Consider the following 20,317-nt stretch of genomic DNA (forward strand, 5'->3'; position numbering starts at 1 on the left):
TTTTTTTTAATGGCTGGGGGACCGGGCGGTACGGCAGCCACCCTGCCCCCTTATGGCTTCACGACAGATTGTGTTTCAGCTCGGCAATGTGCTCCGGGCCGATGCCACAGCAGCCACCGATCATGCTCGCACCCCGCTTGCGCCAGTCAGCGGCCCATGCCAGGTAACCCGGCGGATCGAGGTCTTCGCGCAGCTCATCCAGGCCATCATTGGCGGTGGCTTCCTTCGACTGCGGCGGGAAGGCGTTGGCATAGGCGCCGATGGCAACGTCAGCGTTGTGTCGCTCGATCACCGAGCGCGCCACATCCACCGCAGCACCGATGACCTCGGGCTGGCTGCAGTTGAACAGCACGGCCGCCACACCCATACCGACCACGGCTTCGATGGCATCGGCCACCGGCTCGCCGGAACGCAGGCGCGGGGTGTCGTCCACTTCTTCGTCCTGCAGGGTGAAAGACACCCAGAACGGCTTGCCGTCTTCCGGCAGGTGGGCATGGATGGCCCGTACTTCGGCCACCGAGCTCTGGGTTTCTGCCAGCCACAGGTCGACGTGCGGAGCCAGGCCCTGCAACAGCGGCGACAGCACTTCCGCGACGCGCTCGGGCTGGAACAGGTCCGGGCGGTAGGAGCCGAACAGCGGCGGCAACGAGCCCGCGACCTTGACCGGGTGCGCAGCGACATCGGCTGCGTGCCGCGCCAGCTGCCCCGCGATATTGGCCAGCTGGCGCCCTTCCTTGGCAAAACGCTCCTCGCCAATGTGGAAAGGCACCACCGCATAACTGTTGCTGGTAATGACCTGGGCACCGGCGGCGATGAACGAGGCATGTACGCCGACCACCGCTTCGGGCGCCTCGCTCAGCGCCAGGGCCGACCATTCGGGCTGGCGAAACGGCGCCCCACTGCGCTGCAGTTCACGGCCCATGCCACCGTCGAGAATCACCATCGCTCGCTGTTTCATATAACTACTCTGCAGGTTCTTATGAATTAAATTCATTATGTGAGTTTCATTTATAACTATTAAATACGCTTTCTCCCAATTGGCCAACATTTCAGGTTATGTGCATGCGATTTTCTACTGTGCTCGGTGCGGGCCTCGTGCTGCTCGCTACTGCTTCCCAGGCCTTTGCTGGCGCCACGCTGGAGCGGGTTGAATCGCGCAAGGAACTGGTCAACGTGCTGATGGAAAGCTACCCGCCGTTTTCCTTCGTCAACGAGCAGAACCAGCTGGCTGGTTTCGACGTGGATGTGGCCAAGGCCGTGGCAGACAAGCTGGGCGTCAAGCTGCGCCTGGAAACCCCGTCGTGGGACGTGATCGCCGCTGGCCGCTGGAGTGGCCGCTATGACATCTGCATCTGCTCGATGACCCCGAGCAAGGCCCGCGCCGAGGTGTTCGACTTCCCGGTGGAGTACTACGCATCGCCTGCGGTGATCGTGGTCAACGCCAAGGATGAACGCATCCATGGGGCGAAAGACCTGGACGGTCGCAAGGTTGGTCTGACCAGTGCATCGAGCTACGAGAGCTACCTGAACAAGAACCTGGTGATAGAAGGCAAGGAAGAGCAGAAGATCGACTACCCCTTCGACTTCGTGCAGATCGCGCCGTACGACACCGACAACGTCGCCTTCCAGGACCTGGGCCTGGGTGCCGGTGTGCGCCTGGACGCCATCCTCACCAATCTGGTGACGGCGCAGCCGCGCCTGGACCAGGACAAGCGCTTCAAGCTGGCCGGCGCCCCGCTGTATGAAGAGCCGAACTCGGTAGCCATCGAAAAAGGCGACCCCGAGTGGGATGCCAAGGTGCGTCAGGTATTTGCCGAGCTGAAGGCTGATGGCACCCTGGCCAAGCTGTCGCAGAAATGGATCGGCGCCGATATCAGCAAATGAGCACCTTTCCCCCGTCCCTCAAACCCGTGGTGAAAGCCACGGGTGCCGGCCTGTTCGGCTTTCGCACCCGGTTGCTGCTGACCTGGCTGGCGCTGTTCGGCCTGTTCGTCGCATTTTTTCTCAGCTTCGACCTGAAGTTCTCGATCATCCTGGAGAAGTTCCCGAACCTCGCCGGTTTCAAGCTCGGGCCCAACGGTTTTCTGCAGGGTGCGGCGCTGACCCTGTTCCTGTGCCTGTGTTCGATGGTGGTGTCGGTACTGTTCGGCTTTGCCGCCGCGTTGGCGCGCTTGTCGACCAGTGCGGTGCTGGTGGGCATCGCCAGCTTCTACACCTCGTTCTTTCGCGGGACACCGCTGCTGATCCAGATCCTGCTGATCTACCTGGGGCTGCCACAGCTGGGCCTGGTGCCGGGCGCCATCAGTGCCGGCATCATCGCCTTGTCGCTGAACTATGGGGCCTACCTGAGCGAGATCTTCCGCGCCGGCATCCTCGGCGTCGCCCGCGGGCAGCGTGAAGCGGCGCTGGCGCTGGGCATGCGCACGCCGCAGATCTTCTGGCACATCGTCCTGCCCCAGGCCATGCGCGTGATCATTCCGCCGACGGCCAACCAGTTCATCTCGATGCTCAAGGACTCGTCGCTGATCTCGGTGATGGGTGTCTGGGAGGTGATGTTCCTGGCGCAGTCGTACGGGCGCTCGAGCTACCGCTACCTGGAGATGCTGACCACGGCAGCAGTGATCTACTGGGTGCTGTCGATCCTGCTGGAGCTGGTGCAGGCGCGGCTGGAGCGGCATTTTGGCCGGGCGTATCAGCGCTAAGGGCCAGGCTCAGCAGGCAGGGTCCCTGTGGGAGCGGGCATGCCCGCTCCCACACAGTCACAGCGCTTTCATTTCGGCGATATCCCGCGCCACCTGATCGGCCGACTGGTCGAACATTGCCTGTTCCTGCGCATCCAGCGGCAACTCGATAACCTGCGCCAGCCCCTCATCGGCCAATACGCAAGGCACGCCCATGGCAATATCCTTGCGCCCATACTCGCCCTCCAGAATTGCCACCGCCGGCAAGATGCGGTTGCGCCCGTTGGCGATCGCATCCACCATCTGCGCAATGGCCACGCCCGGCGCATCGCAGGCGCTGCCCAGCTTCTTCAAGCCAAGGATCTCGCCGCCACCTTTGCGCGTGCGCTCGACGATCTGCTCGATCTGCTCACTGGACAGGAAGTGCGACAACGGCACCGAACCGATCTGGCAGTAGCGCATCAGCGGCACCATGCTGTCGCCATGCCCGCCCAGCACCAACGCGGTGATATCACGGGCGGAGAAACCGGTCTGTTCGGCGATGAAACATTTCATCCGCGCGGTATCCAGCACCCCTGCCTGGCCGAACACCTTGTTGCGCCCCTGCCCGCTGAGGCTCCAGGCGCGGTAGGTGAGCACATCGACCGGATTGGACACTACCAGCACTGTGGCAGCCGGCGCATGTTGCTCGATGCCGGCCATGATGCCGTCGAGGATGGGCAGGTTGGTAGCGAGTACATCCTGACGCGACTGGCCCGGCTTGCGCGGCACGCCTGCGGTGATCACCACCAGCTCGGAACCCTGCAGCAATTCGGCGTTGCCGCCGCCATGCACACGGGTATCGGAACCAGCTTCGACTGCAGCTTGCCACACGTCCAGCGCCTTGCCCTTGGCCATGTCACCCTGCACGTCCATCAGCACCAGTTCACGGCACAACTCGTCGCGGGCAATGATCTGGGCCGCCGCCTCGCCGACAATGCCGGCGCCTACGATTGACAGTTTGTTCACCTGACACCTCCCAGCGGCGCGCGCCACCAGGAACACGCCTGCGTATAGAAGGAGTATTGCCGGTTGAGGCAAAAAGGCCACATCAGCCGACGATCATGTTGCCCGTTGCGTACTCAGTTGAGGACCGCAACCGCGTCCCCTATCGGCTCCAGCAGCCCCTGGCGAGTCGCCCTGCACACGGCGCTGACCACCGCCTGCAGCGAGGCCTGCAAACTGCTGTTGTCCCTGCCGACGCCAAACAGCAACTGGCCGTGGACGCGAATTTCCACGTAGGCAATGGCTTCGGCCTCGGCACCATCACGCACCGCATGCTCGTGGTAGTCGGCAATGTCGAAACTCAGCCCCTGTGCGGCAAATGCATTGGCCAACCCGGCCAGCGGCCCGTTACCTTTGCCGGCGAGCGTCACCCGCCCACCCTCGAATGCCAGTTGCGCACTGATGCAGGTGCCAGCATCGCCAGTGGTGATCACAGGCTGGGTCAGCGTGTAGGGTTTGCCCCGCTGCAGATAGTCATTGGTAAAGCTGGACAGGATCATCTCGCTGGTCACTTCCTGGCCCTTGGCGTCGGCGACGCGCTGAACCAGGCCGCTGAATTCCATTTGCAGGCGACGCGGCAGCACGATGCCCTGCTGCTCCAGCAAGTAAGCGACCCCACCTTTGCCAGACTGGCTGTTGACGCGGATCACGGCCTCGTAGTTGCGCCCCATATCGGCCGGATCGATCGGCAGGTAGGGAATTTCCCAGTAGCCGTCAGGGTTGTCACGTCGACGGGCAAAGCCCTTCTTGATGGCGTCCTGGTGGGACCCGGAGAAGGCGGTGAAAACCAGTTCACCGGCGTAGGGATGACGCGGATGGGTGGGCAGCTGGTTGCAATACTCGACTTCGCGCTGGACATGGATGATGTCCGAAAAGTCCAGCTCGGGGCTGATACCGCTGGTATACAGGTTCATGGCCAAGGTCAGGATATCGACGTTACCGGTGCGCTCACCGTTACCGAACAACGTCCCTTCGACCCGTTCGGCGCCCGCCAGGCAGGCCTGTTCGGCGGTAGCGACCCCGGTGCCACGGTCATTATGCGGGTGCACGCTGATGATCACGCTGTCGCGTTTTTTCACGTGGCGGCAGAACCACTCGATCTGATCGGCGAACACATTGGCGGTGGCGACCTCGACGGTAGTGGGCAGGTTGAGGATCATCTTGTTGCACGGTGTTGGCTGAAACTCGTCGATGACCGCTTCACAGATTTCCAGGCCGAAATCCAGCTCGGTGAAACAGAAGGTTTCCGGCGAATACTGATAGGTCCACTGAGTTTGCGGGTTGGCCTGCATCAGCGCCTTGATCTCGCGGGTGGCCTGGGTGGCGATACCGATGCACCCGGCGCGATCGACACCGAACACGACCTCGCGGAATACCGGAGCGGTGGCATTGTAGACATGCACGATCGCCCGCGGCACGCCCTTGAGCGCTTCGAAGGTACGTTCGATCAGGTGGGTACGGGCCTGGGTCATGACCTGGATGGTGACGTCGTCAGGGATTGCACCGCTTTCGATCAACTCGCGCAGGTAATCGAAGTCGGTCTGCGAGGCCGCCGGGAAGCCTACTTCGATCTGCTTGAAGCCTACCTTGACCAAAAGATCGAAGAAGCGGCGTTTGCGCTCGGCATTCATCGGCTCTATCAGCGCCTGGTTGCCGTCTCGCATATCGACACTGCACCAAGTGGGCGCCACTTTTTGTACCCTGCCCGGCCATGTGCGGTCCGGGAGATCCACGGTGGCGAAATGGCGGTACTTGGTGGAAGGGTCCTTCAACATCATGGCGGCGTTCTCCTTGGCTGCGCGGATCGTGATGGCCGCCGACGAGACGACGACCAAACTCAGATATTGGATCCAATTTATGCCGAATGATGTTGCCCGGGATTGCGTTTTTCTTCGCAATAGCGATTCATGCAATTGAACATTGCACGAATAATTAATTTATTGGTGATTATTTGCGACAACCAACGCAAAGCCATTGAGTTGCTGCCAGAACGGTAGGTGACGACTGCCGAGCAGTGGGCACAGGCCAATCCGCTGCACCGGGCTATGCCTTGCACAGACGCTCGGCGATGAAGTCGACGAATACGCGGATCTTCGGCGACAGGTGGCGGCTCGATGGCCACAGCGCCCAGAACTGGCCCTGGTCGGAGGTGTGGGCATCAAGCAGGCTTTCCACTGCGCCAGCCCTCACCGATTCACGTACCAGAAAGTCCGGCATGTAAGCGATGCCATGGCCATCCACCGCGGCCATCAGCACCGCCTCCATGTTGTTCAGCGTCAGTACCGTCGGTAGGCGCAGTTGGGTGAACTCGGGATCGGTGCTGAGGCTCCAGTCCATGATCTTGCCGGTGGTGACGAAGCGATAGCGCAGGCAATCGTGACGCTCCAGGTCGGCTAGCGTCTGCGGGCGCCCCTTGCGTGCCAGGTAAGCGGGCGCTGCGCAGAGGACGAAGCGGAACGGCCCGAGCTTGCGTGACATCAGTCTTGAATCGGCGAGCGCACCACTACGGATCACCACATCGAAGCCATCGTCGATCAGGTCGACCAGATGGTCGTTGAAGTCCATCTCCAGCTCGATCTCCGGGTACGCCTCGCGAAACGCCGGCATCAGTGGCAGCAGAAAACGGTAGCCGATGGTCGGCAGGCTGACCCGCAGGCGACCACGCGGCGCCTGTATCGCATGGCACAGCATGGCCTCGGCCTCCTGGAGGTCGTCGAGGATGCGTCGGCAGCGCTCGTAGAACAGCTGGCCTTCGGCCGTCAGGCTGACCTTGCGCGTGCTGCGCTGGAACAGCCGCACGTTCAAGGAAGCCTCCAGGCGGGCAACGTTCTTGCCGACCGCCGATGCGGAAATGCCCATCGCCCTCGCTGCGTTGACGAAACTCAGCGACTCGGCAGTTTTTACGAAGGCGAGGATGCCGTTCAGGCTTTCCATGGCATTACATCCTTTATGTCCATTATGAGTGGAGTTCCAGCCTGTTTATTCAACATTGTGGCCATTCTAGATTTAACGCACACGATGCTACGACAGAAGGGACAGCACAATGGACCGGGCTACCGACCACACTCCGCACACGGACCGTTATTACGTTCTGATTGCCATCTGCCTGGCTGCCCTGGTGCTACCGCTGAGCTTCACCGGCGGGGCCGTGGCCACGCCTGCCATCGGTAAGGCCTTCGATGCCGATCCAGCCGCGCTCACGTGGATCACCAACGCCTTCATGCTCAGCTTCGGCAGCCTGCTGATGGCGGCCGGGAGCCTGTCGGACCTTTATGGGCGAAAGCGCCTGTTCACCCTGGGCCTGGCCCTGTTCGGTTTCGTCAGCATCCTGCTGGCGAACGTCTCCAACATCGTCTGGCTAGATGCCCTGCGGGCGGTACAGGGAGTTGCCGCCGCCGCTGCCCTGGCCAGCGGTTCCGCCGCCTTGGCCCAGGAGTTCGAGGGCCTGGCCCGCACACGCGCGTTCAGCCTGCTGGGCACCACGTTCGGCCTGGGCCTGGCGTTCGGGCCGATGCTCAGCGGCCTGTTGATCGAGCAGTTCGGCTGGCGCTCGATCTTCGTCAGCAGCGCGATCCTTGCGGCGATCTCGCTGCTGGCGGCGTTGGCACGGATGCGCGAAAGCCGTAACCCCGCAGCGCATGAACTCGACCTGCCCGGAGTGCTTGGCTTCTCGAGTATGCTCGCGCTGTCCACCACTGCGATCATCCTGGGCCCCCAGGCCGGCTGGCGTTCGCCGCTGATCCTGGGCCTTTTCGGCGGCGCGGCGCTGAGCCTGCTGGCGTTCGTGATGATCGAACTGCGCGCCAGGCAGCCGATGCTCGCGCTGGGCCTGCTGAAATACCCGCGCTTCGTCGGGGTGCAGATGCTGCCGATCGGCACCTGTTACTGCTATATCGTGCTGGTCGTACTGTTGCCGTTTCGCCTGATCGGCGTGGAAGGCATCGCCCCGCTGCGCTGCGGCCTGATCCTGCTGGCGCTGTCGGCGCCGATGCTGGTGGTCCCGTTGCTGGCCGCCTGGCTGACCCGCTGGGTAAGTGCCGGCATGCTGTCGGCCGCAGGCTTCCTGACGGCGGCCGCGGGGTTGTGTATGTTGGCCAATACCGCCATAGGCGATCACCAGCAACTGGTGCTGGCAATGCTGGTGATTGGTATCGGCACCGGCTTCCCCTGGGGGTTGATGGACGGGCTGGCGGTCAGCGTGATTCCCAAGGAGCAGGCGGGCATGGCCGCCGGTATCTTCAACACCACCCGGGTGGCGGGCGAGGGCGTCGCCCTGGCGATCACCATCGCTCTGCTCAGCGCCTTGGTCGGCAACGGTCTCGGGCGCGTGCTGCCTGCGGGCAACTACCGCGAACTGGCGCAGCGCCTGGTGATGGGCGACCTGAGCCAGGTCCAGGGCATCGATCCGTTGCTGCTCAAGACCGCGTATGTGGAAGGCTTCAGCGCCTTGATGGTGGTCCTGATCGGCTTCACCGTATTGTCGGCGGGGGCGGCGTTCTTCTTGCTCGGTCGAGACAATGAGGCCGGGCGTGCCAATACGCCTCGAAACAGCCTGCCAGCCTCCGATTCGGCACGGGGCTGAGCACGGGAGCCGCTCTGCCGTCATGCCATGCCGCCAAGAACCACAAGCGCCAGCAGCACATAGCGTCCCCCCTTGGCCAGGGTGACCAGCAGCAAGAGACGCCAGAACGGTTCGCGCATGACTCCGGCCACCAAGGTGATCGGATCGCCTATGAGGGGCACCCAACTCAGTAGCAATGACCAGAACCCATAGCGCCGGTAAATGGCCTGCGCCTTCTCCAGTTTGGCCTCGCTGACCGGGAACCAGCGCTTGTGGCGGAAATGTTCGATACCCCGGCCAAGCACCCAGTTCGCCACTGAGCCAAGCACGTTGCCGACGGTGGCCACCGCGACAAGCGCCTCCGGCAGGTAATGCCCGGACACCAGCATCGCGACCAGCGCCGCTTCCGATTGCATGGGTAACAAGGTCGCCGCTGCAAACGCGGCCAGGAACAGCCCGAGGTAGCTGGTGAGTTCGAACAAAGCGCTACTGGTACCTGGTGACTAGCTTGAATTTGAGGGCCGACCGATCGCCTTGGGGGGCCCCACCAGCGAGACATTTCGCTGGCGATGCTATCCCCCCTCGGAAAGCGGGTCAACGCGACACCTGTTGTTCAGAACGTACCATCGCTGGCCGTCGCTTCTGCCTCATGCAAACCGATAGCCCTGAAGATAACCAACCTTCCGAGGTACCCAGTATCGAGCGTATCCTCGCAAGCTTGTGAGAAAGCATTGGCAATCACAACCGACTGACTACAGTTGCCGGGCGCAATCAATAGGCTGCTGACGGCTTTTGCAAGTGAGGAAATCGAAAATGGTTGGTACCCCCTCCGCCGTGGACGAACAGCCAAAGCCGCACGCAGCCTTGCGGCCGGTCAGCTTGTTCGAGGCCTTCCTGTTCTGGCTCAAGCTGGGTTTCATCAGCTTTGGCGGGCCCGCCGGGCAGATTTCGATCATGCATCAGGAGCTGGTAGAGCGACGCCGGTGGGTCAGCGAAAAGCGCTTTCTGCACGCGCTTAACTACTGCATGCTGCTGCCCGGCCCCGAGGCCCAGCAACTCGCCACGTACATCGGTTGGCTCATGCATCGCACCTGGGGCGGCGTGATTGCCGGCGCGTTGTTCGTGCTGCCTTCGCTGTTCATCCTGATTGGCTTGTCGTGGGTCTACATCGTCTTCGGCGATGTGCCGGTGGTCGCAGGCATCTTCTATGGCATCAAGCCGGCGGTCACCGCCATCGTCGTTCACGCGGCCCACCGGATCGGCTCGCGAGCGTTGAAGAACGGCTGGCTGTGGGCCATGGCCGCGGCCTCGTTCGTGGCCATCTTCGCGCTCAACGTGCCATTCCCGCTGATCGTGCTGGCCGCCGCCCTGATCGGCTATGCGGGCGGCCGCTTCGCCCCCGACAAGTTCGTGATCGGTGGTGGCCATGGGGCCGCGAAGAGCAGCTATGGCCCGGCGCTGATCGATGACGACACGCCAACGCCCGAGCATGCCCGTTTCAGCTGGGGCCATCTGCTGCGCCTGCTGCTGGTCGGTGCTGCGCTGTGGTGCCTGCCCATGGGGCTGCTGACCCTGACGTTTGGCTGGGGTGCGACCCTGACCCAGATGGGCTGGTTCTTTACCAAGGCCGCGTTGTTGACCTTTGGCGGGGCCTACGCTGTGTTGCCCTATGTCTACCAGGGCGCTGTCGGGCACTACGGCTGGCTGTCACCGGCGCAGATGATCGACGGGCTCGCCCTGGGCGAAACCACACCAGGGCCGCTGATCATGGTGGTGGCCTTTGTCGGCTTCGTGGGGGGGTATGTGCACCCGATGTTTGGCGCGGAACACCCGTTCCTCGCTGGTGCGGTCGCGGCCAGCCTGGTCACCTGGTTTACGTTCCTGCCGTCGTTCCTGTTTATTCTCGGCGGAGGGCCGTTGGTGGAGTCGACGCATGACGAAGTGAAGTTCACTGCGCCGCTGACCGGGATTACGGCGGCGGTTGTAGGGGTGATCCTGAACCTGGCGATGTTCTTTGGTTATCACGTGCTTTGGCCGAAAGGGTTCGGTGGCGCGTTCGACTGGCCTTCGGCAGTGATTGCGCTTGCTGCGGCGGTCGCCTTGTTCCGCTTCAAGCGGGGGGTGATTCAGGTGCTGGTTGGCTGTGCCGTGCTTGGCCTGGTGGTGCATTGGGTGCGGGTTTGAAACCAGGGGCGATTCACAGCCCCTTCGAGGCTTGCCACCTGCTCAACGAGGAACGACCTGCGACAATTCGGTGAACACCTGGGCAAACCCAAAAGTGCCGATGGCGACTGCGGAAACGGCAGAAATGATGCGCATGAAGGAAACGGGCATTTTCTTGCGCAGTGCTGCGGTAAACCCGCTCAAGCAGAGCCACCAGAGAGCGGACCCCAAAAACACCCCGGTGAGCATCGAGAAGGTGGCGAACCACATTGCGCTATCGCTCTGCTGTCGCTGGCTGGCCAACGGATCAAGCGCGGCAAAAATGGCGATGAACGCCAATATGGTCATCGGGTTTGACAGGGTTAACCCAAACGCTGTCAGAAAGTCGCGCGTCACAGACGCAGAAGCGGCCACTGCCGCTGCCTGCCTGGGTTTCAGCGCATCTCGGGCAATGCTCCACGCCAACCACAGCAGAAACGCACCACCCACCACTTTGAGAAAAACTGCCAGCGAAGGTGCAGAAAGGATTATCCCGGTAATGCCCAGCGCTCCGAGAAACCCATAGACAGTATCTGCGCTGGCCGCCCCTAGCCCGGTCGCAAGCCCTGAGCGGAAGCCGTTTTTCAGGCTTCGCTGAACGCACAGCAGTCCAATCGGGCCAACAGGCGCAGCAATCGAAAAGCCAATAACCAGAGATTTGGCGAGCAGCATGAGGGGCTCCAGACGATACGCATTGATCTCGGGAGAATGGTAGGCACAGCGGCGATTGTGCAGAATGGATTTTCCAAGGAAAAAATAAAATCTACCTAAGGAATTAAGGCATATGGATGATATTGACTGGAGAATCCTCGAGCGCCTTCAAGGCAATGGCCGCATGACCTACACCGAGCTTGCGCGGCATGTGCATCTATCGGTGCCAGCGGTAACCGAGCGCGTCAAGCGCCTTGAAGAAGAGGGGGTGATTGAGGGCTATGCGGCTCGGGTCAACCCGATAGCTGCGGGCTACCTGGTTGGCGCTATGTTAGCGATGACCGTGCCCCAGCCGGCCAAGGCGAAGTTTCTCAAGGTTCTCGAAGCGATACCGGAAGTTTTGGAGTGTCACCACATAACCGGTGCAGACTCCTACATCTTCCGGGTCGTCGCCGCCAGCATGAGTGATCTGGAGCGACTGATTGAAAAGATCAACCACTATGGGGAGACGCGAACGTCCATCGTGATGTCGACCCCGATTCCACCGCGCGCGCTTGAGCGGCCTGGGCGAACACCAGCCGCTTGACGCCCCAAGCCCCTACCGCACTTGACCGCCTGCAGCCGCTCCTCAGACATGCCCCGAGCAACAGCACCCACTTTGGGAAAATCTTCCAAACCTGGCGCCAGCGCAGCTTCGAAAAAGCAATTTTTTTTCCTCCAGCGGGTGTTTGAATAGTTTCCGCCGGGTTTAGACATCTCGATGTTTAAGTGCATGCACGGCATGTATCGGACCGGACCGGCACCACCCATTACTGAAGGGATAAAGCTATGTCGACTACCGTTGCCAAATCGGAAAAGAAAGTTGAAACCTCCAGCAAGAAAATCGTGATCAAGGCCAAGAACCAGCGCCCGATCCTGATGGCTGCTCACCTGTAACAAGGCGTCACTGGCCGGGCGTAATGCCCGGCTATTTCTTTCGACCAGGAGCATTGGGATGAGCGAGTCTTTTGTCGCATTTGGCCGGTTCGAAGAGGGTCATGACCCTGCAGTAAAAACGTTTCTGTTTTCAGGCAGCGAGCATGAAATAAGCGGTTTGACAGGCGACACCGCCCAGTGGAACCAGGTGCTCGCGCTATGTGACGGCTCCAGAACGCTGGATGAAGTCTGTGCGCTCAACAGCGCCCTGCCCAGCCAGGAGGTGGGGGAATTCCTGAACGCTCTTGCCGAGAGCAACCTGGCCTACCGCGTCGACTCCGGCGAGCGGTACATGACCGGTGATGAAGCCATACTCGTCATCGAGGACCTGCAGGCGGAGTTGCTGCACAAGACGCTCTATGCAAACAAGTTCTGGCGCGCCTTGCAGACGCCGGAGCAAGTGCCGGTAAATGTTTATTACGGCATGGCCATCGAGAACTTCAACTTCCTTTACCGCGAAAGTTGGTTCGATTCGCCCGTGCTCAATTATGTGGCGTCGGAAAAAGCCCGGTTGAAGATGAATGAGTTCTACGGTGAAGAGTACGGACACGATGAGCTTATCTTCAAGGCGCTGAGCACGCTCGGCATCACCCAGCAGCAGATACGCGCATCGGTGCCGCTGCCGGAGACCCTCGCCCTGTGCAATGCACTGGCCTATTGGGCCGCGACCGATCCGCTGTTCTTCTTCACCACCATGGGCATTCTCGAAGGCAAGGACATCGAGGTCGACAGCTACATCCTGGCGATGCAGGCCAGCGGGAAGGTCGACAAAGCCTTCATCGACCCGATCCTGGCCCACGCCAACATCAACATCGGCGCCGAGCACGGCGTACTGACCCGGGAGCTGTTCGCCGAAATACCCGTAGTCACAGCGGACCAGTTGCGCAGCATGAAAGCCAACACCCATGTGTTCGTCGAGCTGTACGACAACTTCCACTCCGCCGTCTGGGACTTCTACTCGACCACCGACACCCTTCTCCGGCCAGTCAATCCATAAGGGGCGCCCGCATGCAAACCCATAGCCAACGATTTCGTTATCCCAAGTTCCGGGCGGGCGTCCTGCACACACAGGTCGGTGACAGCCATCACCTGGACTATCGGCTGCAGAGCGTGGTGCTGGAGGATCCGCAAGACACCAGCCTGGTAGAACTGCTGGCCGATCTGAAAGAAGGTTGCCTCAGCACCGACGAACTCTACCGCAAGCATGAGGCGCGCTTCGAGGCGGAATCGATAGCCGCGCTCATCGCCGACCTGGACAAGCACTACCTGCTGACAGAAGGCCGCTACCACAAACCAGTCGGGGTAGTTTCAGGCAAGGAATTCACGCGCAAGCTCAACGCCACTATCGCCAGCTTCCACCGGAAACAGGGCGACTCGCCGCTGTATACGCGCATGAAGGAGCAGAGTGTCACGCGCGCTCAGCTCATCGGCTTCGCCGTCGAGTACTACCACATCGTCAAGCAGGCGCCGAAAGTCATCTCGCCGGCGATGGCGCACCACACCAGCCCTGAGGTGTATCAGGGGATCAAGAAGCTGTTCCTGGAAGAGCATGACCATGAATCACTGCTGGCCGATGCGCTGCATGCGGTGGGGATCGACAAGCACAAGCTCGGCCAGGTGGCGCCACTGGATTCGACCTTCTCCATCTATTCCTCGCTCGGTGTGTATGCCCGCCAGCACCTGTTGTCGTTCATCAGCGCGCTGTTCCTGTTCGAAGAGCCCTACCCGGAATTCAACCAGCTGTTCATCGAGTCCTGCCAGCGCCTGGACATGCCCAAGGCGTTCTGGGGCCCGATCATCGGGCACTCCAACGTCAACGAGTCCGAAGGCCACGGCAACATCACCAACGAATTACTCGGCCACTTCCCGGCGATCTCGGACGAGGAAGCCCGAGTGACGCTGGTCCACACCTGTTCTCTGCTCGAACTGATGGGACGCTGGGACAGCCAGATCTGCTCGTACTACGAGACGACCGTCAAACTTCGCTTGTTCAGCTGAGGAACCCGACATGGAAAAGTGGTCCATTGGCAGCTACCGCAAACCGTTCCTCGACGTTGGCTATTTCCATTCGAACGCGGCCAGTGGCACGGTCGAGATCGGCGAAAAGGATTCCGAGTTCGCCTTGTCTTCCGAATCCATGGCGTTGCTCGACGCGACATTGAAAGGCCTGATGCGCGACGACAGCGAGCATTGGCCGGCGCTGCGGCAGAAAACCGCCGACCCGCAGTTGCAGGACATCGTCGCGGTGCTCGACGATGCCGGCCTGATCAGGGAGTCGGCGCCCGAACACACCCTGGTGAAGAAACAGCAACTGTTGCAGCAGGCCCTTGAAGAGGCCTGGTCGGCCTTGCAAGGGCAGCGTTTCGCCGACCGCGACGCTGCCCGTGAATTACTGGACTGCATCGCCGACACCTCGTCGCGCCCTTTCGACGCCTTGTACGCCAGCAGCTCGAACGTCTATCTGGTCTATGCCCGCGTAGCCCTGCAGAGCTGGGCGGTCATCTGCCCGCCCGCGGTGCCCGCAGCCGCCGCGCTGCTTGAGCGGCTGCTGGGCGAGCCGCCGCGCGAAGTCACCGTGGAGTTCAGCGCGTTCTGGGTGAGCGAAGTGCGCAAATGCCTGTCGGTACTGACCTGGTTGCTGGTACGCAGCCAACAGCCGGGCGCGCATAAGCTCTGCACGAGCGTGCTGGCCGTTGATGCCGAGGACTTGGGCCTCAACCTGGCCATTCGCCTGGAGCGCTGGGGGCTGGATTTCCTCGCCGAGCAAGGCAGCAGCCAGTACCGCACCTCGTTCAGCAACGACAACGATCGCCGCGACGCGCTGATCGCCGCGAGCTACGCCCAGGAGTACTACATCACAGACCGGTTCATCGACCTGATCTGCCCGGCCATCGCCCAGCGGCTGCCCCGGCCGCTGAAGAAGCTCGCACGCCGCTACTACATGGAAGAGGCCGGGCATGAGCTTTACGAGCTCAAGACCTGCAAATCGCTGGGCATGAGCGAAGAGGCATTGCACACCGCGCTACCGACCCCCTTCGCCCAGTTGTTGTGCGACTTCTACACCTATTTTGCGACCCGTGACGTGGTGTCGTACTTCGCCGCAGCCACCATCACCGAAGGGCTGCCAGGCCAGGAAAACCTGCTCAACGCCCTGTCTGCGGAATTCAGCAGCACCCCCCTGTTCAACAACCGCCCTTCGCGCAAGCATGAGCAGTTGAACGACAAACTGGCCCACCAGTACATCTCGCGGATCATGCTGTCCGAGGTGGGCGAACTGAGCGTGGCACAACAGCGCTCGACCGCCACGGCCTACGCCCTGCTGCTGGAGCTGACCCACCGTGCCTGGGAGGAACTGCACCGGCTGCATGTCGTCAACCGCCGCCCGCCGCTGAACTACGCCATGGACGACTTCCTGTGAGCCCGACGACGGCTATGGAGCGATACCAGGCACTGGTCAACCCGCACTGGGCAGCCCTGTTGCAGCAACTGGGCGAGGCCCCGGTATTCATCCGGGCCAAGGGCGAGTTCTTGTACGATAACGAAGACAAACGCTGGCTGGACTTCGTCGGGCACTACGGCGCTTCGGTCCTCGGGCACAACCATGAAATGGTCCAGCAGCGCCTGGTGGCGCTGCTCGGCCAAGACCTGCCCACCGGGGCGCCACTGGGTATCTGTACCGGGGCCGCGCCCCTGGCGGAGCGGCTGATCAAGCGTATCGAACTGCCCGGCTCGTGGAAGTTGTGTACTCTGACCACGGGCACCGAAGCGGTGGAAGGCGCGGTCAAGGCCGCACTGTTCCACACCTCGCGGCGCAAGGTGCTGGTCCGCCAGCGCTGCTTCCATGGCAACAGTGCCTTTACCCTTCACCTGAGCGATCAGCCAGCCCATCGCGTGGGTTTCGAGGCGCTGCGCCCCGACCTGGACGTGGTGTTTTTCGAGGAGATCGACCAGGCACTGGCGTTGGTCGCCCGTGAAGATATTGCCGCGCTGCTCATCGAGCCTGTCCAGGCCATGGGCGGTGGCCGTTGCTGCGCGGCCGACGAGGCAGACCGCTTGCTCCTGGCGTGCCGGGAGTTCGGCACAGTCAGCATCGTCGACGAGGTGTTCTCCGGGCTGGGCCGCTGCGGCGCCTATTCGGCAATGCAGGCCCTGGGCTGGCGCGAACGGCCCGACGTGCTGTTGCTGGCCAAGGCGCTGACCGGGGGCATGATACCCAGTGCCCAATTGCTGCTGCGTACGCCGCTGTTCGACAAGCTGTTCGCCCGGCCCGGTTGCCAGAAGATCCTCGGCAGCACCTTCGCCAACAACAACCTGGCGCTGAATCTGGCCAGCGCTGTGTTGGACCTGCTCGACGAGTACCTTCGAGCGGACAATGCAATGGCCCCATTGACGCACTTTGCCGGGCAACTGCGCGCCTGCGCGGCAAGCTGCCCGGGCGTGATCGAGGAGGTTACCGCACTCGGCGCTTGCTTCTTCATCCGCGCGCGGGATGCACAGACCTGCTTCAACCTGTGGCACTCGCTGTTTCTCAATCAGGTCTGCACCACGACCTGCTCGCATGATCCCGCTGTGCTGAAGCTGATCGTGCCGCTGACCGTCAGCCAGGACTCACTGGACGAGTTCCTGCAGGTGTTTTCCGAACTGACCCTCGACTTGCAAGGGTGATCGATGAGCCTGCTATTGCTCGGCCCCACAGACGACTACCTGCGCAAGGTCATGGCCGTGGCGCCGTCGGTCATCGTGCTGACCGAGCCGCACCGGCTGACCCCTTGGCAACGCACGGCACCGTGCGAAATCCACCTGGCGGACTTCAACGACATACCTGGCCTGCTGTTCAAGGCTACCGTCATCGACGCATCCGCGCCGTTGCGAGCGGTGCTGTCGTTCACCGAGCTCGGTACCGTGCCGGCGGCAATCATCGGCCGGGTCCTCGGTATCGTGGCCCCGCCGCTGCATGCCTCCCTGGTCACGCGGGACAAGCTGTTGACGCGCGAGGCGCTGCGCGAGCATGGGCTCACCCAGGTCGCCTTCTTCGAGCGGCAGACCGGCACTTGCGCGACTGCGCTGCACAACGAAGGCGGCGATACGCTGGTGGTCAAGCCTGTGGACGGCACCGGCAGCCACGACGTGCAGCGGGTCGAACCCGGTGCCAGCGTGACCCTCGCGGCAAACCGGCGCTACATCGTCGAAACCTGGGTGCCAGGCAGGGAATTCAGTTGCGAGACCTTCAGCATCGCCGGCGCCCACCATTTGCTGGCCGTGACGGAGAAACGCCTGGGTGGGCTAAGCGGGCTGGTGGAACTCGGCCACGTGGTCGATCCCGATTCATCCGGCTTGTCCACCAACCAATGGCGCTACATCAGCCGCTGCCTGGATGCCATCGGCCTCAGCGACGGGCCGGGCCACCTGGAGTTCAAGGTCGACGGCGAAGCGATCGAGATCATTGAGTGCCATAACCGGCCAGGTGGCGACCGCATCTGGCATCTGGTGGAGATCGCGACCGGGTTCGACATGGTCAGCGCCCACGCCCGGCTGCTACTCGGCGAGCCAGTGAAAGTGGCAATCGCTCGCCGGGGTTGCGCCGCCATCCGCTATTTCGACTTCCCTGCCGGTACCGTACGGTCGATCCACCTGCCCGAGAACAGGGCCAGTCATGTGCATTGGCTGGAAATGAAGCTTGCACCCGGCGACCGAATCGAGGGCATGACCGACTCGTTCCACCGTCATGGCGGCATCATCGTCTCGGCGCCCGATCGCCCTCTACTGGACGAACGGCTGAACCTGGAAATCGACCACATCGAGGTCATCGTCGCCCCATGAACCTACGCACCCTGCTGGTTACCATGCCGAGCGACGCACGGCGCGCCGTGCTGGTCCAGTTCCTGACGGCACTGGGTTACTTTTCGGTCATTCCCTTCTTCGTGGTGTACCTGGTCAAGGTGCTCGGGCAGTCCCCGGCCTTCGCCGCAGGGCAGCTCACGCTGTTCCTCACGGGGCAATACGTGGCATCGTTTGCCGGGGCCTACCTGAGCCACCGGACCAACCCGTTGTTAACGATGAAGGTCGGCCTGGTGTTGCAGATCGCCACCTACGCCCTGTTCGCCACGGGTGTGTCCGCCGCACCCGCACTCTGCGCGCTGAGCCTGGCGCTGGGCGTGAGCAAGGCGTTCTTTACCCCCGCGGCGAAGGCCGCCCTGGTCGCCCTGACGCCGGGTGACAATCACTACCTGCTGTTTTCCTTCCGAAGTACCGTCAACAACCTCGGTGTAGCGGTGGGCAGTGCCCTGGGGGCTGCGCTCATCGACCAGACGGCATTCGCCTTCTTCCTGTTCGCAGCGTGCATCCAGGTGGTGGCGCTGGTGGTGCTTCGGGCCGTACGCGCGCCCGCGACGGCACCCGAACGCATTGCCCGGCCGAAACCAGCCTTCGGCAAGGCCGTACGCGCGGTGGTCAGCATGCCACTGGCCGTGGTCCTGATGATCGTCACCCTGTGCTACCAGTTCCATTACATCCAGTTGGAGTATGCCCTGCCCCTGGTCGCCGACAGTGCGTGGGGGACCGATGCCGTGGCCCACGTATTCTGGGTGAACGCCGCCGCGGTGATGGCGCTGCAGATTCCCCTCAACACATGGCTGTCGCAGCGACTGTCGGTGTATTTCACCCTGGCCCTGGGCTTCGCCTGCATGTTGCTGGCCTTCTGGCTGCTGGCCGAGTCGGCTGGCCGGCCACTGTTCTTGATCGGCGTGTTGCTGTTCACCCTTGGCGAAATCACCATCGACCCGGCGATCGACGCGTTGCTCAGCAAAGGCCTGGCGGTCGACCTGCTCCCGGTGGGCTTCGGTGTGCTGGGCCTGATGGGGCTGCTGGGCGCAGTGGCAGGCAATGCGGTCGCCAGCCGCTTCGTCGCCGCAGGCGACTTCACCCTGTTCTGGTATGTTAACTGCGCGCTTGCGGCACTGGCGGTGGCCCTGGTCGCCCTCTACCGCAAACAAGACAACCCGGCATTCAAGGAAGGGCTTCATGGACACCATCACTGAAACCGACACCATCACGCTGACGCTGGACAAGACCCGCCTGGACATCCCGTACGTCCACGGCTTCCTCACCACCTCGACCTGGGCCGCCGGCATCTCCCAGGAGCGCGTGGAAACCAGCATCAACAACAGCCTGTGCGTGGGTGCCTACGACGGGGACAGGCAGGTAGGCTTCGCTCGGCTGGTCACGGATTACGCGACGTTCGGTTACCTGTGCGACGTCTTCGTCGACGAAGCGTACCGGGGGCGGGGCCTGGGGCGGCGCTTGTCGGAAACGTTGCTCGAAGTACCCGAGGTCCTTTCGCTCCGGCGCATCCTCCTGGCCACCACCACCGCTCCCTGGCTGTACGAAAAGATCGGCTTCACGCCGGTCAACCGGCCCAACTACCTGTGGCAACTCCACCGCCCGGACGTATACGCCCAGCCTTCCACCACGTGAACTGACTCAAGCGGATATCGAGAAGATCGGCAGGTCGTTGCTGGCGCGGATCTCCCGCAGGCTGACTGAAGTCTTGATCTGTTTGATGCATTTCAGCGAGCGCAACGTCAGCTCGACGAACTGCGAGTAGATCTCCATGTTCGGGCAGACGATGTGGACCAGGAAATCGAAGTCGCCGGTGACGTTGTACAGCGCCATCACTTCGGGCGAGGCGGTCAGCCGCTGTTCGAGGTCACGGGTGCATTCGGGGGTATGGGAATCCACCGACAGCTGGATGAACGCCGTGATGTCGAAGCCCAGCACTTGCTTGTCGAGGATCGCCTGGTAGCGCTTGATATAGCCGTCGTCTTCCAGCCGCTTGAGCCGCCGCCAACAAGGCGTCTCGCTCAGGGCGATCTTTTCACTCAATTTGGAGAGGGTCGTCCGGCAATCGGACTGCATGATGGACAGGATTTGCAGGTCCACTGAATCAAGGGCGCTCGATTTCCTTTTCATGGCCATTCCTTGGTTGGATTACTCAATCAGGACATAACGTAATCGGCAGATGAACGGTACTACCCTTATTGTTATATGAAACCGGGAATACGCGACGGGCAGGAATTGCGATGGGCTGGGGCAGGTACTACAGGGATCTGGGCCTGCCAGGCCGCGAAGGGCGAATCGATTAAGCAACGGTGGGGGGTTGGTGTCAATAGGTACTGCAGGTTCTCCGCCGGAGTGTTGGGGCATG

19 protein-coding genes are annotated in these 20,317 nt (G+C 62.0%); 12 read left to right on the plus strand and 7 right to left on the minus strand.

Annotation, left to right across the window (positions count from 1 at the left end):
• Positions 1 to 58 precede the first annotated feature (58 nt).
• Positions 59 to 943, minus strand: coding sequence for a homocysteine S-methyltransferase family protein (locus tag HU760_RS21010; protein ID WP_186674050.1), 885 nt, complete (start codon positions 941 to 943; stop codon positions 59 to 61).
• Between the two features lie 119 nt (positions 944 to 1,062).
• Between HU760_RS21010 and HU760_RS21015 the strand changes: the two genes are divergently transcribed.
• Complete coding sequence (locus HU760_RS21015; protein WP_186673913.1) at positions 1,063 to 1,884, plus strand: ABC transporter substrate-binding protein; 822 nt, start codon at positions 1,063 to 1,065, stop codon at positions 1,882 to 1,884.
• A complete protein-coding gene (locus HU760_RS21020) occupies positions 1,881 to 2,702 on the plus strand; it encodes an amino acid ABC transporter permease (protein ID WP_186673915.1) in 822 nt (273 codons plus the stop codon). The genes HU760_RS21015 and HU760_RS21020 overlap by 4 nt, the downstream gene beginning before the upstream one ends.
• Positions 2,703 to 2,759: 57 nt before the next feature.
• Here HU760_RS21020 and HU760_RS21025 read toward each other — a convergent pair whose 3' ends face one another.
• The 3 genes from HU760_RS21025 to HU760_RS21035 all read right to left on the minus strand — a co-directional run bounded on the left by HU760_RS21025 (position 2,760) and on the right by HU760_RS21035 (position 6,659).
• Positions 2,760 to 3,689, minus strand: coding sequence for a malate dehydrogenase (locus tag HU760_RS21025; RefSeq protein ID WP_186673917.1), 930 nt, complete (start codon positions 3,687 to 3,689; stop codon positions 2,760 to 2,762).
• Between the two features lie 113 nt (positions 3,690 to 3,802).
• Complete coding sequence (leuA, locus tag HU760_RS21030; RefSeq protein ID WP_186673919.1) at positions 3,803 to 5,503, minus strand: 2-isopropylmalate synthase; 1,701 nt, start codon at positions 5,501 to 5,503, stop codon at positions 3,803 to 3,805.
• 265 nt (positions 5,504 to 5,768) lie between these two features.
• A complete protein-coding gene (locus HU760_RS21035) occupies positions 5,769 to 6,659 on the minus strand; it encodes a LysR family transcriptional regulator (RefSeq protein ID WP_186673921.1) in 891 nt (296 codons plus the stop codon).
• 109 nt (positions 6,660 to 6,768) lie between these two features.
• On the opposite strand from HU760_RS21035, the gene HU760_RS21040 reads away from it, so the two are divergent.
• Positions 6,769 to 8,307, plus strand: coding sequence for an MFS transporter (locus HU760_RS21040; RefSeq protein WP_186673923.1), 1,539 nt, complete (start codon positions 6,769 to 6,771; stop codon positions 8,305 to 8,307).
• 20 nt (positions 8,308 to 8,327) lie between these two features.
• On the opposite strand, the gene HU760_RS21045 is transcribed toward HU760_RS21040, so the two are convergent.
• Positions 8,328 to 8,768 carry a YqaA family protein gene (locus HU760_RS21045; RefSeq protein ID WP_186673925.1) on the minus strand — a complete coding sequence of 147 codons (441 nt, stop codon included), beginning with the start codon at positions 8,766 to 8,768 and terminating at the stop codon, positions 8,328 to 8,330.
• 331 nt (positions 8,769 to 9,099) lie between these two features.
• On the opposite strand from HU760_RS21045, the gene chrA reads away from it, so the two are divergent.
• Positions 9,100 to 10,470 carry a chromate efflux transporter gene (gene chrA / locus HU760_RS21050; protein ID WP_186673932.1) on the plus strand — a complete coding sequence of 457 codons (1,371 nt, stop codon included), beginning with the start codon at positions 9,100 to 9,102 and terminating at the stop codon, positions 10,468 to 10,470.
• A gap of 42 nt (positions 10,471 to 10,512) precedes the next feature.
• On the opposite strand, the gene HU760_RS21055 is transcribed toward chrA, so the two are convergent.
• Positions 10,513 to 11,160 carry a LysE family translocator gene (locus HU760_RS21055; protein ID WP_186673940.1) on the minus strand — a complete coding sequence of 216 codons (648 nt, stop codon included), beginning with the start codon at positions 11,158 to 11,160 and terminating at the stop codon, positions 10,513 to 10,515.
• A gap of 112 nt (positions 11,161 to 11,272) precedes the next feature.
• On the opposite strand from HU760_RS21055, the gene HU760_RS21060 reads away from it, so the two are divergent.
• The 8 genes from HU760_RS21060 to HU760_RS21095 all read left to right on the plus strand — a co-directional run bounded on the left by HU760_RS21060 (position 11,273) and on the right by HU760_RS21095 (position 19,587).
• The gene (locus HU760_RS21060) at positions 11,273 to 11,725 is read left to right on the plus strand and encodes an Lrp/AsnC family transcriptional regulator (RefSeq protein ID WP_186673942.1); all 453 of its coding nucleotides are present in this window, start codon (positions 11,273 to 11,275) and stop codon (positions 11,723 to 11,725) included.
• A gap of 408 nt (positions 11,726 to 12,133) precedes the next feature.
• Entirely contained in the window at positions 12,134 to 13,111 is a 978-nt protein-coding gene (locus tag HU760_RS21065; RefSeq protein WP_186673944.1) for an iron-containing redox enzyme family protein, read from the plus strand.
• A gap of 11 nt (positions 13,112 to 13,122) precedes the next feature.
• Positions 13,123 to 14,112, plus strand: coding sequence for an iron-containing redox enzyme family protein (locus HU760_RS21070; RefSeq protein ID WP_186673956.1), 990 nt, complete (start codon positions 13,123 to 13,125; stop codon positions 14,110 to 14,112).
• A gap of 10 nt (positions 14,113 to 14,122) precedes the next feature.
• Positions 14,123 to 15,532: a hypothetical protein gene (locus HU760_RS21075; protein WP_186673958.1), complete on the plus strand. Its 1,410-nt coding sequence runs from the start codon at positions 14,123 to 14,125 to the stop codon at positions 15,530 to 15,532.
• Between the two features lie 14 nt (positions 15,533 to 15,546).
• Positions 15,547 to 16,779: an aminotransferase class III-fold pyridoxal phosphate-dependent enzyme gene (locus HU760_RS21080; protein ID WP_186673960.1), complete on the plus strand. Its 1,233-nt coding sequence runs from the start codon at positions 15,547 to 15,549 to the stop codon at positions 16,777 to 16,779.
• A 3-nt stretch (positions 16,780 to 16,782) separates the two neighbouring features.
• Entirely contained in the window at positions 16,783 to 17,934 is a 1,152-nt protein-coding gene (locus tag HU760_RS21085) for an ATP-grasp domain-containing protein (RefSeq protein ID WP_186673961.1), read from the plus strand.
• Complete coding sequence (locus HU760_RS21090; RefSeq protein WP_186673963.1) at positions 17,931 to 19,151, plus strand: MFS transporter; 1,221 nt, start codon at positions 17,931 to 17,933, stop codon at positions 19,149 to 19,151. The genes HU760_RS21085 and HU760_RS21090 overlap by 4 nt, the downstream gene beginning before the upstream one ends.
• On the plus strand, positions 19,135 to 19,587 hold the full coding sequence (locus HU760_RS21095) for a GNAT family N-acetyltransferase (protein ID WP_186673965.1): 453 nt from the start codon (positions 19,135 to 19,137) through the stop codon (positions 19,585 to 19,587). The genes HU760_RS21090 and HU760_RS21095 overlap by 17 nt, the downstream gene beginning before the upstream one ends.
• Positions 19,588 to 19,593: 6 nt before the next feature.
• Here HU760_RS21095 and HU760_RS21100 read toward each other — a convergent pair whose 3' ends face one another.
• Positions 19,594 to 20,082 carry an Lrp/AsnC family transcriptional regulator gene (locus tag HU760_RS21100; protein ID WP_186673967.1) on the minus strand — a complete coding sequence of 163 codons (489 nt, stop codon included), beginning with the start codon at positions 20,080 to 20,082 and terminating at the stop codon, positions 19,594 to 19,596.
• Positions 20,083 to 20,317: the final 235 nt, after the last annotated feature.

The sequence above is a fragment of the Pseudomonas oryzicola genome (genome assembly GCF_014269185.2).
Lineage (GTDB): Bacteria > Pseudomonadota > Gammaproteobacteria > Pseudomonadales > Pseudomonadaceae > Aquipseudomonas > Aquipseudomonas oryzicola.

Bases quoted from the DNA above. Each gene is read 5' to 3' on its own strand.
- HU760_RS21075 (WP_186673958.1), top strand. From the start codon at position 14,123: ATGGAAAAGTGGTCCATTGGCAGCTACCGCAAACCGTTCCTCGACGTT.
- HU760_RS21085 (WP_186673961.1), top strand. From the start codon at position 16,783: ATGAGCCTGCTATTGCTCGGCCCCACAGACGACTACCTGCGCAAGGTC.
- HU760_RS21095 (WP_186673965.1), top strand. From the start codon at position 19,135: ATGGACACCATCACTGAAACCGACACCATCACGCTGACGCTGGACAAG.
- HU760_RS21010 (WP_186674050.1), bottom strand. From the start codon at position 943: ATGGTGATTCTCGACGGTGGCATGGGCCGTGAACTGCAGCGCAGTGGG.
- chrA (WP_186673932.1), top strand. From the start codon at position 9,100: ATGGTTGGTACCCCCTCCGCCGTGGACGAACAGCCAAAGCCGCACGCA.
- HU760_RS21035 (WP_186673921.1), bottom strand. From the start codon at position 6,659: ATGGAAAGCCTGAACGGCATCCTCGCCTTCGTAAAAACTGCCGAGTCG.
- HU760_RS21015 (WP_186673913.1), top strand. From the start codon at position 1,063: ATGCGATTTTCTACTGTGCTCGGTGCGGGCCTCGTGCTGCTCGCTACT.
- HU760_RS21080 (WP_186673960.1), top strand. From the start codon at position 15,547: ATGGAGCGATACCAGGCACTGGTCAACCCGCACTGGGCAGCCCTGTTG.
- HU760_RS21070 (WP_186673956.1), top strand. From the start codon at position 13,123: ATGCAAACCCATAGCCAACGATTTCGTTATCCCAAGTTCCGGGCGGGC.
- HU760_RS21060 (WP_186673942.1), top strand. From the start codon at position 11,273: ATGGATGATATTGACTGGAGAATCCTCGAGCGCCTTCAAGGCAATGGC.
- HU760_RS21020 (WP_186673915.1), top strand. From the start codon at position 1,881: ATGAGCACCTTTCCCCCGTCCCTCAAACCCGTGGTGAAAGCCACGGGT.
- HU760_RS21055 (WP_186673940.1), bottom strand. From the start codon at position 11,160: ATGCTGCTCGCCAAATCTCTGGTTATTGGCTTTTCGATTGCTGCGCCT.
- HU760_RS21040 (WP_186673923.1), top strand. From the start codon at position 6,769: ATGGACCGGGCTACCGACCACACTCCGCACACGGACCGTTATTACGTT.
- HU760_RS21065 (WP_186673944.1), top strand. From the start codon at position 12,134: ATGAGCGAGTCTTTTGTCGCATTTGGCCGGTTCGAAGAGGGTCATGAC.
- leuA (WP_186673919.1), bottom strand. From the start codon at position 5,503: ATGATGTTGAAGGACCCTTCCACCAAGTACCGCCATTTCGCCACCGTG.
- HU760_RS21100 (WP_186673967.1), bottom strand. From the start codon at position 20,082: ATGAAAAGGAAATCGAGCGCCCTTGATTCAGTGGACCTGCAAATCCTG.
- HU760_RS21090 (WP_186673963.1), top strand. From the start codon at position 17,931: ATGAACCTACGCACCCTGCTGGTTACCATGCCGAGCGACGCACGGCGC.